At 65.1% G+C, this 13154-nt stretch carries 13 protein-coding genes; 1 reads left to right on the forward strand and 12 read right to left on the reverse strand.

Features of this window, described 5'->3' with window-relative positions:
- Nucleotides 1–286: 286 nt before the first annotated feature.
- From ACN4F8_RS10180 to scpA, 5 genes are read right to left on the reverse strand one after another with little or no spacing between them, the layout of a single operon-like run.
- Nucleotides 287–1819: an acyl-CoA carboxylase subunit beta gene (locus tag ACN4F8_RS10180; RefSeq protein ID WP_419473483.1), complete on the reverse strand. Its 1533-nt coding sequence runs from the start codon at nt 1817–1819 to the stop codon at nt 287–289.
- Nucleotides 1820–1848: 29 nt separating this feature from the next.
- Complete coding sequence (gene meaB / locus ACN4F8_RS10185; RefSeq protein WP_419473484.1) at nt 1849–2841, reverse strand: methylmalonyl Co-A mutase-associated GTPase MeaB; 993 nt, start codon at nt 2839–2841, stop codon at nt 1849–1851.
- 23 nt (nt 2842–2864) lie between these two features.
- A complete protein-coding gene (locus ACN4F8_RS10190; RefSeq protein ID WP_419473485.1) occupies nt 2865–3284 on the reverse strand; it encodes a PIN domain-containing protein in 420 nt (139 codons plus the stop codon).
- The gene (locus ACN4F8_RS10195) at nt 3265–3558 is read right to left on the reverse strand and encodes a toxin-antitoxin system HicB family antitoxin (RefSeq protein WP_419473486.1); all 294 of its coding nucleotides are present in this window, start codon (nt 3556–3558) and stop codon (nt 3265–3267) included. The genes ACN4F8_RS10190 and ACN4F8_RS10195 overlap by 20 nt, the downstream gene beginning before the upstream one ends.
- A gap of 39 nt (nt 3559–3597) precedes the next feature.
- Nucleotides 3598–5790, reverse strand: a complete 2193-nt coding sequence (gene scpA, locus ACN4F8_RS10200) for a methylmalonyl-CoA mutase (RefSeq protein ID WP_419473487.1) — start codon at nt 5788–5790, stop codon at nt 3598–3600.
- A gap of 96 nt (nt 5791–5886) precedes the next feature.
- Here scpA and ACN4F8_RS10205 point away from each other — a divergent pair, with 96 nt between their 5' ends.
- Nucleotides 5887–6522 carry a GntR family transcriptional regulator gene (locus tag ACN4F8_RS10205; protein ID WP_419473488.1) on the forward strand — a complete coding sequence of 212 codons (636 nt, stop codon included), beginning with the start codon at nt 5887–5889 and terminating at the stop codon, nt 6520–6522.
- An 18-nt stretch (nt 6523–6540) separates the two neighbouring features.
- Here ACN4F8_RS10205 and ACN4F8_RS10210 read toward each other — a convergent pair whose 3' ends face one another.
- The 7 genes from ACN4F8_RS10210 to ACN4F8_RS10240 form a co-directional block, all read right to left on the reverse strand.
- Entirely contained in the window at nt 6541–7434 is an 894-nt protein-coding gene (locus tag ACN4F8_RS10210; protein WP_419473489.1) for an alpha/beta fold hydrolase, read from the reverse strand.
- A 25-nt stretch (nt 7435–7459) separates the two neighbouring features.
- Nucleotides 7460–8464 carry a tRNA dihydrouridine(20/20a) synthase DusA gene (gene dusA / locus ACN4F8_RS10215; protein WP_419473490.1) on the reverse strand — a complete coding sequence of 335 codons (1005 nt, stop codon included), beginning with the start codon at nt 8462–8464 and terminating at the stop codon, nt 7460–7462.
- Between the two features lie 7 nt (nt 8465–8471).
- A complete protein-coding gene (locus ACN4F8_RS10220; RefSeq protein ID WP_419473491.1) occupies nt 8472–9425 on the reverse strand; it encodes a nucleotidyl transferase AbiEii/AbiGii toxin family protein in 954 nt (317 codons plus the stop codon).
- Nucleotides 9418–10176, reverse strand: coding sequence for a type IV toxin-antitoxin system AbiEi family antitoxin domain-containing protein (locus ACN4F8_RS10225; RefSeq protein ID WP_419473492.1), 759 nt, complete (start codon nt 10174–10176; stop codon nt 9418–9420). Before ACN4F8_RS10225 ends, ACN4F8_RS10220 begins: the two co-directional genes overlap by 8 nt.
- 137 nt (nt 10177–10313) lie before the next feature.
- Entirely contained in the window at nt 10314–11519 is a 1206-nt protein-coding gene (locus ACN4F8_RS10230; RefSeq protein WP_419473493.1) for an HD-GYP domain-containing protein, read from the reverse strand.
- A gap of 107 nt (nt 11520–11626) precedes the next feature.
- The gene (phbB, locus tag ACN4F8_RS10235; RefSeq protein WP_419473494.1) at nt 11627–12364 is read right to left on the reverse strand and encodes an acetoacetyl-CoA reductase; all 738 of its coding nucleotides are present in this window, start codon (nt 12362–12364) and stop codon (nt 11627–11629) included.
- An 81-nt stretch (nt 12365–12445) separates the two neighbouring features.
- Nucleotides 12446–13154: acetyl-CoA C-acyltransferase (locus tag ACN4F8_RS10240; RefSeq protein ID WP_419473495.1), on the reverse strand; the 709-nt coding region annotated here is incomplete at its 5' end.

Raw genomic sequence — 13154 nt, forward strand, 5'->3', positions numbered from 1 at the left:
GATCACGCGGCAGGCAATTTCGCCACGGTTGGCAATCAGGATCTTGGTGAACATTTTGGTTTCCTAAACGAGGACAAACAGGTTGTTTCTGTCGTGATGCATCGCTCTGCCAGCCAAGGGCACGGTGACCTGCCTCCGCTCATGTCCCCCGCCCTGCGGGCTCCTCCTTGACTTCGCTGCGGCAGGCACACCGCACCCTTGGCTGCGAAGGAGGTTGGGTTCAAAACGGGGGAATACCGACCCCCCGGTCCCGCGCGATAGCAAGTCACCGCTGGCTCCACCCAGCTCACAGCGGGATGTTCCCGTGCTTGCGCCACGGGTTCTCCAGCTTCTTGTCTTTCAGCATCACCAGCGAGCGGCAGATGCGCTTGCGCGTCTCGTGCGGCAGGATCACGTCGTCGATGAAGCCGCGCGCACCCGCCACGAACGGGTTGGCGAAGCGGGCCTTGTACTCGGCCTCGCGCAAGGCCAGCTTGGCCGGGTCCTTCTTCTCCTCGCGGAAGATGATCTCCACCGCGCCCTTGGCGCCCATGACCGCGATCTCGGCGTTGGGCCAGGCAAAGTTCACGTCGCCGCGCAGGTGCTTGGAGCTCATCACGTCGTACGCGCCGCCATAGGCCTTGCGCGTGATCACGGTGATCTTGGGCACGGTGCCCTCGGCGTAGGCGTAGAGCAGCTTGGCGCCGTGTTTGATGATGCCGCCGTACTCCTGCGAGGTGCCGGGCATGAAACCGGGCACGTCCACAAACGTGATCACCGGGATGTTGAACGCATCGCAGAAACGCACAAAGCGCGCGGCCTTGATCGAGCTCTTGATGTCCAGGCAACCGGCCAGCACCAGCGGCTGGTTGGCCACGATGCCCACCGTCTGGCCATCCATGCGCGCAAAGCCGATCAGGATGTTTTTGGCGTATTCAGGTTGCAGTTCAAAGAAGTCGCCGTCATCCACCGTTTTGACGATCAGCTCCTTCATGTCGTAGGGCTTGTTCGGGTTCTCGGGCACCAGCGTGTCCAGGCTGATGTCCATGCGGTCGATCGGGTCGCCGCTGGGTCGCACGGGGGCTTTCTCGCGGTTGTTGAGTGGCAGGTAGTTGTAGAGCCTGCGCAGCATCAGCAGCGCTTCCACATCGTTCTCGAAGGCCAGATCGGCCACACCGCTCTTGGTGGTGTGGGTGGTGGCGCCGCCCAGTTCCTCGGCCGTCACTTCCTCGTGCGTCACCGTCTTCACCACCTCGGGGCCGGTGACGAACATGTACGAGCTGTCCTTGACCATGAAGATGAAGTCGGTCATGGCGGGCGAGTACACCGCGCCGCCGGCCGAGGGGCCCAGGATCATGCTGATCTGCGGCACCACGCCGCTGGCCATCACGTTGCGCTGGAACACGTCGGCATACCCGCCGAGCGAGGCCACGCCCTCCTGAATGCGCGCACCGCCCGAATCGTTGAGGCCGATCACCGGCGCGCCGACCTTCATGGCCTGGTCCATCACCTTGCAGATCTTCTCGGCGTGGGCTTCGGAGAGCGCGCCACCAAACACCGTGAAGTCCTGGCTGAACACGAACACCAGGCGGCCGTTGATCATGCCGTAGCCGGTGACCACACCATCACCCGGGATCTTGTTGTCCTGCATGCCGAAGTCGGTGCAGCGGTGCTCGACAAACATGTCCCACTCTTCGAAGGTGCCTTCGTCCAGCAACACCTCCAGCCGCTCGCGCGCGCTCAGCTTGCCCTTGGCGTGCTGCGCGGCAATGCGTTTTTCACCACCGCCCAAGCGGGCGGCAGCGCGTTTTTCTTCCAGTTGTTGAAGGATGTCCTGCATGGTGTTGTTCTCCAGGGAAAGCTTGGGAATCAGTCAAAAAGATCGAGCAGCTGGCGCGCTGCGGTGCTGGCGGGCAAGGTGCCGGCCAGCACACGTTGGGTGGTGTCTTCCAGCGCGGCACGCACCTGGGGATGGGCGCGAAAGTGTTGTTTGAGTCCCGCGTCGATGCGCTCCCACATCCAGGCGCGCGCCTGCTGTTGACGGCGCATGTTCAACTGGCCGTTGGCAGTTTGCAGTTCGCGAAAACGCGACACCTCGGCCCAGAAAGCGTCGACGCCACGGCCCAGCAAGGCGCTGAGCTGGATCACCTGCGGGTGCCAGACGGCTTGGTCGTGGTGCGCGTGTTCGGGATGGCCTTGCAGGCCGAGCAGGCGAAGACTTGACGTGATCTGCGCGCGCGCTCGCGTTGCAGCGTCGGGGTCGAGATCGGCCTTGTTGATCACCACCAGATCGGCCAGCTCCATCACGCCTTTCTTGATCGCCTGCAGGTCGTCGCCCGCGTTGGGCAGTTGCATCAGCACGAACATGTCGGTCATGCCGCTCACCGCGGTCTCGCTCTGGCCCACGCCCACGGTCTCCACGATCACCACGTCGTATCCCGCCGCCTCACAGACCAGCATGGCCTCGCGCGTTTTTTCGGCCACACCGCCCAACGTGCCGCTGCTCGGGCTCGGGCGGATGTAGGCCTGCTCGTGCACCGAGAGTTTTTCCATGCGCGTCTTGTCGCCCAGGATAGAGCCGCCCGAGACCGTGCTGGACGGGTCGACCGTAAGCACCGCGACGCGATGGCCCTTGTCGATCAGGTACAGCCCCAGCGCTTCGATGAAAGTGCTTTTTCCCACGCCCGGCACACCGCTGATGCCCAGGCGGAACGCTTGACCGGTGTGGGGCAACAAGGCGGTGAGCAGCTCGTCACCCTGCGCGCGGTGGTCGGCGCGGGTGGACTCGAGCAGGGTGATGGCCTTGGCAATGGTGCGGCGCTGGGCCATGGGTTCGCCATGCAAAAGGGCTTGCAGTGTCACCACGGTGCTCAAAGGTTCTTTGCTCACAGGATGTCGAAGCCTCGCCCGTCGGGCAACCGGTAGCGCGAGAAGTCGCGCACGTCGGTGGTCATGATGGTGGTGACGCCGGTTTCCATGGCCAGCCAGACGAGGGAGGCGTCCGCGAGGTCCATCTCGGTCCGGGGTTGCTCGGTGTAGCGCTGCATCAACGGTATGAGTTCGAGCAGGACCTCCTGTTGGAACGGAAAGACAGAAATCCCGTTGTTGCCCAGCCAGCTCAACAGGGCGAACCGGTTGGGAGGCGGCACAAGGTAGCTGGCCTCCACAACACACGGCCAGGTCGTCGACAGCGACCAGCGCTCCAGCGCAGCCAGTTCGAGCAGCTCCAGGTAGCGGGTGGCCGCCTTTTCGCGAACTCCAAAAAGCGCCACCATGGCGCTGGCGTCAATCAGTGCCGAGGCCATGTTTGGCTCGGAGCTTGGCGATCAACGCGGCGCGCGAAGCCTCGGTCTCGTACGGTTGGTCATGCTCGGCAGCGAACGCTTTCGCCCACTTTTCGGCGCGCGGCTCCTGCGCCACCTGCGCCTTGGCTTGAAGCAACACTTGATAGGCATTTTTTCGGCCCAGCGCGCGTTCGACCGCGTCCACGACGAACTGGGACTTGGTCACCCCTTGGCGGCGGGCGGCCAGTTCCAGCTCCTTCTCGAGCAGGGGGTCCATGCGGACAGACAGCGTCATGACGATCTCCTGTTGAATGACCGTATTACGGTATCACATTCAGGCCATCTTCCCAGCCAATGCCTTGCGGATCTGCTCCAGCACGTCCTTCGCGCTCGCCGGAATCGGCGTGCCCGGGCCGTAGATGCCCTTCACACCGGCCTCGTACAGCATCTCGTAGTCCTGGCGCGGAATCACGCCGCCCACGAACACGATGATGTCGTCGGCGCCCTGCTTCTTCAGTTCGGCAATGATGGCCGGCACCAGCGTCTTGTGACCGGCGGCGAGCGTCGAGACACCGACCGCGTGCACGTCGTTTTCAATCGCCTGGCGCGCGCACTCCTCAGGCGTCTGGAACAGCGGGCCCATGTCCACGTCGAAGCCCAGGTCGGCGAACGCCGTGGCCACCACCTTGGCGCCGCGGTCGTGACCGTCCTGGCCGAGCTTGCTGATCATCACGCGCGGGCGGCGGCCCTGTTCGTCGGCGAAGGCGTTGATCTCAAGCTTGAGGGCGTCCCAGCCCTCGGCGGAATCGTAGGCAGCGGCGTACACACCGGTCACCTTTTGCGTATCGGCGCGGTGGCGCCCGAAAACCTTTTCCAGCGCGTCGCTCACCTCGCCCACGGTGGCGCGCAGGCGCATGGCCTGGATGGTCAGATCGAGCAGGTTGCCCTCACCACTGTCGGCGGCAGCGGTGAGCGCGTCCAGCGCGGCCTGCACCTTCGCGCTGTCGCGCGTGGCCTTGATCTTCTTGAGCCGTTCGATCTGGCCGTCGCGCACCGCCACGTTGTCGATGTCGCGCGATTCGATCGCGTCTTCGGTCTTGAGCTTGTACTTGTTGACGCCGACGATCACGTCGCGCCCGGAGTCGATGCGCGCCTGTTTCTCGGCGGCGGCGGCCTCGATCTTGAGCTTGGCCCAGCCGCTGTCCACGGCCTTGGTCATGCCGCCCATGGCCTGCACCTCTTCGATGATGGCCCAGGCCTTGTCGGCCATGTCCTGCGTGAGGCTCTCCATCATGTAGCTGCCGGCCCAGGGATCGACCACGTTGGTGATGTGCGTCTCTTCCTGGATGATCAGCTGCGTGTTGCGCGCGATGCGGGCGCTGAACTCGGTGGGCAGGGCGATGGCTTCGTCGAAGCTGTTGGTGTGCAGGCTCTGCGTGCCGCCGAACACCGCCGCCATGGCTTCGACCGTGGTGCGCACCACGTTGTTGTAAGGGTCCTGTTCGGTGAGTGACCAGCCCGAGGTCTGGCAGTGTGTGCGCAGCATCAGGCTCTTGGGGTTCTTGGCGTTGAAGCCTTTCATGATGCGCGTCCACAGCAGGCGGGCCGCGCGCATCTTGGCGATCTCCAGGTAGAAGTTCATGCCGATCGCCCAGAAGAAGCTCAGGCGGCCCGCAAACCCGTCCACATCCATGCCCTTGGCAATCGCGGTCTTCACGTACTCCTGACCGTCGGCCAGCGTGAAGGCCAGCTCCAGCGCCTGGTTGGCACCGGCCTCCTGCATGTGATAGCCCGAAATCGAGATCGAGTTGAACTTGGGCATGTGGCCGGCCGTGTATTCGATGATGTCGCCGATGATCTTCATCGACGGCTCGGGCGGGTAGATGTAGGTGTTGCGGACCATGAACTCCTTCAAGATGTCGTTCTGGATCGTTCCGCTCAGTTGGTCCTGCGCCACGCCCTGCTCTTCGGCCGCCACCACGTAGCCGGCCAGCACCGGCAGCACCGCACCGTTCATGGTCATGGACACGCTCACCTTGTCCAGCGGAATCTGGTCGAACAACACCTTCATGTCCTCCACGCTGTCGATGGCCACGCCGGCCTTGCCCACGTCGCCGGTCACGCGCGGGTGGTCGCTGTCGTAGCCGCGGTGGGTGGCCAGGTCGAACGCCACACTCACGCCCTGCCCGCCAGCGGCCAGCGCCTTGCGGTAGAAGGCGTTGCTCTCTTCGGCGGTGGAGAAGCCGGCGTACTGGCGGATCGTCCACGGGCGCACCGCGTACATGGTGGCCTGCGGGCCACGGATGAAGGGCTCGAAACCTGGCAAGGTGTTGGTGTGCGGCAGGCCCGCCGTGTCTTCGGCGGTGTAGAGCGGCTTGACGCGGATGCCGTCGGGCGTGACCCAGTCCAGTGCCCCGAGGTCGCCACCGGGCGCTGACTTCCGCGCGGCCTTGGCCCAGGCTTCGAGGGGAACGGGTGGGAACTCGGGCGTTGGGGCGGGCGCTATGTCGGGCTTGGTGGAGCTCATGGCAGGCAATGGTTGAAATGACACGGGATCGGCCGGGATTTTATATCATTCATAATTATTGATGCAGAATATTCCTTGCGACTTACAATCCCGCCCATGTCAGCCCTGTCCCTCGCACCCCGCGCCCTCTACGAAGAAGTAGCCGAACTGCTGCGCCAGCGCATCTTTCAGCGCGAGCTGGAGCCCGGCAGCTGGATCGACGAACTCAAGCTCGCCGAGGAATACGGCATCAGCCGCACGCCCCTGCGCGAGGCGCTCAAGGTGCTCGCCGCCGAAGGCCTGGTCACGATGAAGGTGCGGCGCGGCGCCTACGTGACCGAAGTGTCCGAGAAAGACCTGGCCGACGTCTACCACCTGCTCGCGCTGCTGGAATCCGACGCGGCCGGTGTGGTGGCCGAACGCGCCACCGACGCCGAGCTGGCCGAACTGCAGACCCTGCACGACGCACTGGAAGCCGCTGTAGGCGAGCGCGACCGTTTCTTCGCACTCAACGAACAGTTCCACATGCGCGTGCTGGAGCTGGCGCGCAACCGCTGGCGCGAGCAGATGGTGGCCGATCTGCGCAAGGTGATGAAGCTCAACCGCCACAACTCGCTGCTCAAGACCGGGCGCATCGAAGAGTCGTTGGCCGAGCACCGCGCCATCGTGGCCGCCTTGGCGCAGCGCAACGCCGCGCTGGCGGTGCAGCGCATGCGCGAGCACTTTCAGAGCGGCCTGGAAGCCGCGGCCTGAGTGTTCCGCGCCTGAAGCTCAGCCCCAGAACGGGTCGAGCTTATCGGTGAACGCTGCCAGATCTTCGAAGTACGGCAAGGCGCCGCCGTCGATGGCGTGGAACTGCCAGTTGGGCCGCTGCTCCACCGTCACCTTGCCCTGGTAATCGGTGAAATCACCGCGCGTGGCCATGCTCACCCACACCGGGCACGCCACAGCTTCGTACAAGGTGTTGATGTCGCGGCTGAACATCCCGGCCGACACAAAGTGCAGCGGTGCAAAGCGCGCGCCGGGCTGGCGCGTGGTGATCACGTCATAGCGCCACAGCGCTTCGTCGATGCGCTTGGAGCCCCAGGTGCGCTCCAGAAAATAGCGGATCACGCTGGGACGCGTGAGGTTGCGGTAGATGCCTTCCGACCAGAACGGCTTTGAGAGCACCTTGTGCAACCACGCCTGGTACAGCGTGCTGCCCGGCGGCCCGTAGCGCCGCTTCGGCCCGCTGAAACCGGTGGGGCTCACCAAGGCCACGCGCCGCACCGTGTCGGGCGCTTCCTGCTGTGCGCGCACCACGAACTCGCTGGCCAGCGAGACACCCAGCACGTCGATCGCGTCCACGCCGTGGGCTTGGCGCATGTGCGCGAGCAGCGCATGGATGGCGTCGGTCATCAGGCGCGGTGTGTAGACGCGGTCGCTGCGTTCGGAGAAGCCGAAGCCCGGCAGATCCAGCGCGTACACGGCGCGGCGCCGGCGGCAGTGTTCGAACAGCGGCGCCACCTCCGCCGCCGACCCCGAGGCGTTAACGCTGTGCACCAGCAGCACCGGCGGCAGATTGGCCGCGCCCGACGCCGGCCAGGCCCGGTAGGCGCTCACGCGGCCGGCCAGCGTGTCGACCTCGAAGCGTTCAGCGTCCAACGCGGGGGGCAGTGCAGACATGAGGGCCTTGTTGAAGGGGTTGGCGTCAGGCCACCGGTGCGGGTGCGTGCTGGCTTTCGGCTGCGATGCTCTCCTGCGCCATGGCCCACACCTCGCGCGGCGGCAAGGGCTTCAAGCGGTGGTCGCTCCAGATCTGGCGCCAGCGCCTCGCCCCGCGCAGGCCGTGGCGCAGGCCCAGCATGTGGCGCGCAATCGCGTACCAGGGGCAGCCGTCCTCAGTGAAGGCGCGCTCCATGTAGCTCACCATCTGCTCTTCCACCGCCTCGCGCGTGATCGTGTTGGGCACGGCGCCAAAGAAGGTCTCGTCCCACGAGGTCAGCAACCAGGGGTTGTGGTACGCCTCGCGGCCCACCATCACGCCGTCCACCTGCTGCAGGTGCTCGGCGATCTGCGCGTTGGTGGTGATGCCGCCGTTGATGCCGATGGTGAGCTGGGGAAAGTCGCGCTTGAGGCGGTAAGCCAGCTCGTATCGCAACGGCGGCACCTCGCGGTTTTCCTTCGGTGACAGGCCGTCCAGCCAGGCATTGCGCGCATGCACCATGAACACGCTGCACCCCGCTTCACTCACCGTGCCCACAAAGTCGCGCACGAAGTCGTAACTCTCCACCCGGTCGATGCCGATGCGGTGTTTCACCGTGACCGGGATCGACACAGCGTCCACCATGGCCTTCACACCATCGGCCACCGTCTGCGGCTCGGCCATGAGGCAGGCGCCAAACGCACCGCGCTGCACCCGGTCGCTCGGGCAGCCGCAGTTGAGGTTGATCTCGTCATAGCCCCACTGCTCGCCGAGCTTCGCGGCCATGGCCAGCTCGGCCGCATCGCTGCCACCCAGCTGCAAGGCCACGGGATGCTCCTCGGCGTTGAACCGCAGGTGCCGCTGCACGCTGCCATGCGCGAGCGCGCCGGTGGTCACCATCTCGGTGTAGAGCAGGGTCTGCTTGGTGAGCAGACGGTGCAGGTAGCGGCAATGCCGATCGGTCCAGTCCATCATGGGCGCGACCGAGAGGCGGTGGGAATGCAAAGTCATCCGGCAATTATCCCCGTGCATCCAGGCCGACGTCGGAACGCACCGGCAAACCAAGGCCTGCGTCCAACGCCATGGCATGTGCGGCGAAGTCGGCGGGGCGTCGCTGGCGGAAGGCTTCCAGATTGGCCAGTTTCCAGCGCAAGGCGGGCAGTTGGGCGGCGTGCTCGCAGCGCACGAGCGACCAGTCAGGCTCGGCGCGCACCAGTCCACTCAGAAACCGCCTGTGGTCCGAGGTCAGTCGCCGCGGCAGTTCTTGACGCAACCGCGCGCGCGCCTCCAGCAGCGTCTGCAGCGTACAGTCCACCTCGGTCATGCCGACGAAAGCGCTCTCGTACTCCAGGGCAATGTCCTTGTCGTTGCCGAACAGCACTTCATGTGGTGGCCGGTTGTGTCCGGCCAGGTACAGCACGAAGCACTCGGCCATGCCCTCGGTGAGGCCTCCCGACGCGTACAGCTGCCACACATCGAACAGGTCGCGCGGATGCTGTCGGTCCAGGGCTGCCACCAGCTTTCCGGCATACAGCTCGTCTTGGGCGAGGATGGGTGCCTCGAACTCGACACCGAAAAGATCGTGGGTCTTTGCGCTCAGCGGCTTTCGCTCGACCGGGAGCACCGTGCCGCGGAACACAACATTCACCTCAATCTTGACCTGGCTGATGGCATTCTCGACGAGCAGCTTGGTATCGCCCAGATCCTTGCTGCGCACCAACCGCGTCTGCACACCCAGCGGCGCAACCCGTTGCGCGATGGCGGCCAGTTCGTTGTTGATCGCGGTCAGCGCGTCGTCGCGCTGCATCTGCCAGGGGAGGAACACCACATCAATGTCCACCGAGAGGCGGGGCATGTCCTGCACGAACAGGTTGATCGCCGTACCACCCTTCATTGCGAAGATGTCGTTCGCAAAGACCGCGGGCGTCACAGCCAGCAGCAGCCGGACCGCATCGGCGTAGCTTTTATCCATGGGGCTTCAAGCTCAACAGGGTGCCGTCGGCGAGCCTGCTCATCCAGCGCCTGTCGCTGCCAGTGCGCAATGCGTGGCGCGCCAGCAGGTCATCAACATCCACCACCCCGGTCTCGCGCGCCCAGGTGAGGAACAGCCGCACCGTCTTCACACTGGTGCAGCGGGACAACAACTGGCCCAGCAGTTCCTTGCGCGGCGAGCGCAGGCCATCGAAAAGGTTGCGAGCCTCCTCAGGGCTCTGTTGGGTGCCCACCTCAAACAGCAGCTCCAGCACGGCACGCTCGGAAACCGACGCGCGCAGGCCATCGGGCGCTCCAGGTGGCGTGATCAAGGTGGTGCTGGCCAACGCGGTGCCTTGCCAATCGAACAGGCTCGCGTGCACGTAGCGCGCCGGGAAGCGCGACGTGAACCAGGCCGGCAGCGCGAAGCGGGCATCGCCCCACAGCACCAACATCTCGCGGCCTCCCAGGTTGTGCCGAACGCCCTGCAACGCCAACGCACTCTTACCGCCGAGGTGCAGGCCGGGCACACGCTGCTGCAAAAATTTCAATGCGCCCTGCACCGCGAAATCGTCGTTGGGAAAGGCGTAGACACCCTGCGCCAAACGCACGAGCCAGCCACCCTCGGCGTAGCGCGCAGCGAGTTGAGGCGACACCCCGAGCGACGCCAGGGTCGCCAGATCAAACGGGGCGCCGCGGGGAATGTCCGCCTGCACGCGCTTGATTACTTGGTGCCGTGAATTTCTATCCATGGTTGAAAAATATCACAAATTTCAATCACTTTTGTAGCCACGACACATCAGGCCGCGAAAAAAATAGCCTCAAGGGCTATTTCTCAAACAGAATCCAATCAGCCACAGCACGAAGCGGCATCGCGCCCTCCCCCGCCTCACAGCCGGGCCAGCAGCTTGGCCACACCGACCACCACCTTCACATCACCGGGCGCCAGGCTCGCCTTCACCTCGAAGGTCGGGTCGGTGGTGTCGCGCAGGGTGGGTTCGCCCAGTGGCAGGCCCTGGCGGCCGACGATGGCGAGCACTGCGGGTGCGTTGGCCTTGGCGCCGCGGCGCGCCACCACGGCCACTTCGCCGCTGGCCAGGCGCACATAGCTGCCCGGAGGGTAGAAGCCGATGTTCTTGATGAAAAGCGCGCCCAAGGGGTCGGGCTTGTGATCGGTGCCCAGGTACAGCTCGCGCGCCACCTGTTGCGAGAGCAGGCCACCGCGGCTCTTGCGCGGGCTGATGGAGGCCACATACACATCGGCCATCTGCAGCAGGTGGTGGGCGGTGCTGTTGACCGCTTTGCCGGCTGGGTAACCCTGGCCGTCGGGGCGCTCGTGGTGGTCTTCCACCAATTGCAGCCACGCGGCATCTGCCACGCCGAGCTGGCGCAGCACCTCGACGCTGCGCTGCGGGTGTTCACGCACGGTTTTGCGCTGCGGCTCCGACAGCGGCCCCGCCTGGCGGGCCATGTCGTCGTGCGCGCGGGTCATGCCGATGTTCATCGTCAGGGCCGCGCGGGAGAGCGCGAGCTGTTCGGTCGGCTGCATGCCGGCCGACGGCCCCACCAGGGCGCACAGGCCGGCGGTGAGCAGCGCGTGCGTGGCGCTGTAGTGCATGCGCGCATCGAACAGCAGTTGCACGAGCACCAACAGGCTGTCGTCGGGTTGCTCGCGCCAGAGTTTTTCACTCCGAGCGGTCAGGCGGTCCAGCCGCTCCATGAACTGGCCCGCCTCTGTGCCTTGGTGCAGCAAGGTGGTGAGCGCGGCGTGAATGTCGGGCCACGCTTCGGTGGCGGCGAGATCGTCCCGAAGCTGCGGCTTGTTTTGCACCGGCACCATGGCATCGAGCGCGGCGATGCTGCCGAGCGATTCGTTGCCGCGCACCATGCGATCAAGCGCGGCGGTGTAGCTGTAGCCCCAGGCCTGCCAGTCGGCTGCGAGCACCATGGGCGTGTGCAGCATGAGGTGGCCGCGGTGCTGCTCGGAGGTGATGGGTTCGCCCTTGCGCAGCAGCAGCACACCCCTGGGGTCCCAGATGTTCACGGGCACCGGCTGGTTGAGCGCCAGGGATTCCAGGGGAAGCGGCTTGTACATCACGTCAATATAAGCGCGCTGCCGGAGTCACGATCGCTTGAATACCGCCCGAAAACGCCCACAAAAAACCCCGCCGCAGCGGGGTTGGTTGTCTGCGCTGGGCAGGCTCAGCCCATATGCAGGCCGCCGTTGACCGAGAAGTCCGCGCCAGTGGCGTAACCGCCGTCTTCGCTGGCCAGCCAGGCGATGATGGAGGCGATCTCGCCGGGTTCACCCAGGCGCTTCACGGGCACGGTGGCCACGATCTTCTCGAGCACGTCAGGGCGGATGGCCTTGACCATGTCGGTGCCGATGTAGCCCGGGCTCACGGTGTTGACCGTCACGCCCTTGTTGGCCAGCTCCTGGGCGAGGGCCATCGAAAAACCGTGCATGCCGGCCTTGGCGGCCGAGTAGTTGGTCTGGCCGGCCTGGCCCTTCTCGCCGTTGACCGACGAGATGTTGATGATGCGGCCCCAGCCTTTTTCCACCATGTCGGCCACGACCTGTTTGGTCACGTTGAACATGGAGTTGAGGTTGGTCTCGATGACCGCGTCCCAGTCTTCGCGCGACATCTTCAAGAACATGCGGTCGCGCGTGATGCCGGCGTTGTTCACCAGCACGTCGATGGTGCCGTGCTCGGCCTTGGTCTTGGTGAAGGCTTCCACGGTGGAGGCCCAGTCGCCCACATTGCCCACCGAGGCGTGGAACGTGAATCCCAGGGCTTGCTGCTCGTCCAGCCACTTCTTGAAATCGCGCGTGGGCCCGCAGCCGGCGATGACCTTGAAGCCTTCTTTGTGCAGGCGCTGGCAGATGGCCGTTCCGATGCCACCCATGCCACCGGTGACGTACGCTACTTTTTGACTCATTGGGGGTTCTCCTCTGGTTTGTGTGTGTTGAGTTGCAGGGCGCGCCCGGCCCTGCAACAGGCTTTTGAATCTACCGGCAAATCAGCGTTCGACCGCGAGGGAAACCCCCATGCCGCCACCGATACACAAGGCCGCCACGCCCTTTTTGGCGTCGCGGCGAATCATTTCGTGCAGCAGCGTCACCAGAATGCGGCAACCGGACGCACCGATGGGGTGGCCGATGGCGATCGCGCCACCGTTCACGTTCACGCGCGCGGGGTCGATGTCCAGCGCCTTGTTGACCGCACAGGCCTGGGCGGCAAAGGCTTCGTTGAGCTCGAACAGGTCCACGTCGGACGCTTTCCAGCCGGCGCGGGACAAAGCTTTCTGCGATGCGGGCACCGGACCCATGCCCATGGTGGCCGGGTCCAGGCCACTGGTGCCGAAAGCAGCGATGCGCGCCAGCGGCTTGAGGCCCAGCGCGGCGGCTTTCTTGGCGGTCATCACCATCACGGCAGCGGCGCCGTCGTTCAGGCCCGAGGCGTTGCCGGCGGTCACCGAGCCGGCCTTGTCAAACGCGGGGCGCAGACCGGCCAGTGCTTCGGCGTTGGTCTTCTTGTTGATGAACTCGTCGGTGTCAAAGACGACCGGGTCGCCCTTGCGCTGGGGAATGCTCACGCCGACGATCTCGTCCTTGAACTTGCCAGCGTCTTGTGCGGCGCTGGCCTTTTGCTGGCTGCCCAGCGCCAGCGCATCCTGCATGTCGCGCGTGATGGCGTGGGCCTTGGCCACGTTCTCGGCGGTGATGCCC

Origin of the sequence: Hydrogenophaga sp. (assembly GCF_048549895.1) — a bacterium.
GTDB lineage: Bacteria > Pseudomonadota > Gammaproteobacteria > Burkholderiales > Burkholderiaceae_C > Hydrogenophaga.

Excerpts from the sequence above, each read along its gene's own strand:
- ACN4F8_RS10230 (WP_419473493.1), bottom strand. The coding sequence starts at position 11,519 with ATGTACAAGCCGCTTCCCCTGGAATCCCTGGCGCTCAACCAGCCGGTG.
- ACN4F8_RS10190 (WP_419473485.1), bottom strand. The coding sequence starts at position 3,284 with ATGGCCTCGGCACTGATTGACGCCAGCGCCATGGTGGCGCTTTTTGGA.
- ACN4F8_RS10210 (WP_419473489.1), bottom strand. The coding sequence starts at position 7,434 with ATGTCTGCACTGCCCCCCGCGTTGGACGCTGAACGCTTCGAGGTCGAC.
- dusA (WP_419473490.1), bottom strand. The coding sequence starts at position 8,464 with ATGACTTTGCATTCCCACCGCCTCTCGGTCGCGCCCATGATGGACTGG.
- ACN4F8_RS10220 (WP_419473491.1), bottom strand. The coding sequence starts at position 9,425 with ATGGATAAAAGCTACGCCGATGCGGTCCGGCTGCTGCTGGCTGTGACG.
- ACN4F8_RS10180 (WP_419473483.1), bottom strand. The coding sequence starts at position 1,819 with ATGCAGGACATCCTTCAACAACTGGAAGAAAAACGCGCTGCCGCCCGC.
- ACN4F8_RS10225 (WP_419473492.1), bottom strand. The coding sequence starts at position 10,176 with ATGGATAGAAATTCACGGCACCAAGTAATCAAGCGCGTGCAGGCGGAC.
- ACN4F8_RS10205 (WP_419473488.1), top strand. The coding sequence starts at position 5,887 with ATGTCAGCCCTGTCCCTCGCACCCCGCGCCCTCTACGAAGAAGTAGCC.
- ACN4F8_RS10195 (WP_419473486.1), bottom strand. The coding sequence starts at position 3,558 with ATGACGCTGTCTGTCCGCATGGACCCCCTGCTCGAGAAGGAGCTGGAA.
- scpA (WP_419473487.1), bottom strand. The coding sequence starts at position 5,790 with ATGAGCTCCACCAAGCCCGACATAGCGCCCGCCCCAACGCCCGAGTTC.
- phbB (WP_419473494.1), bottom strand. The coding sequence starts at position 12,364 with ATGAGTCAAAAAGTAGCGTACGTCACCGGTGGCATGGGTGGCATCGGA.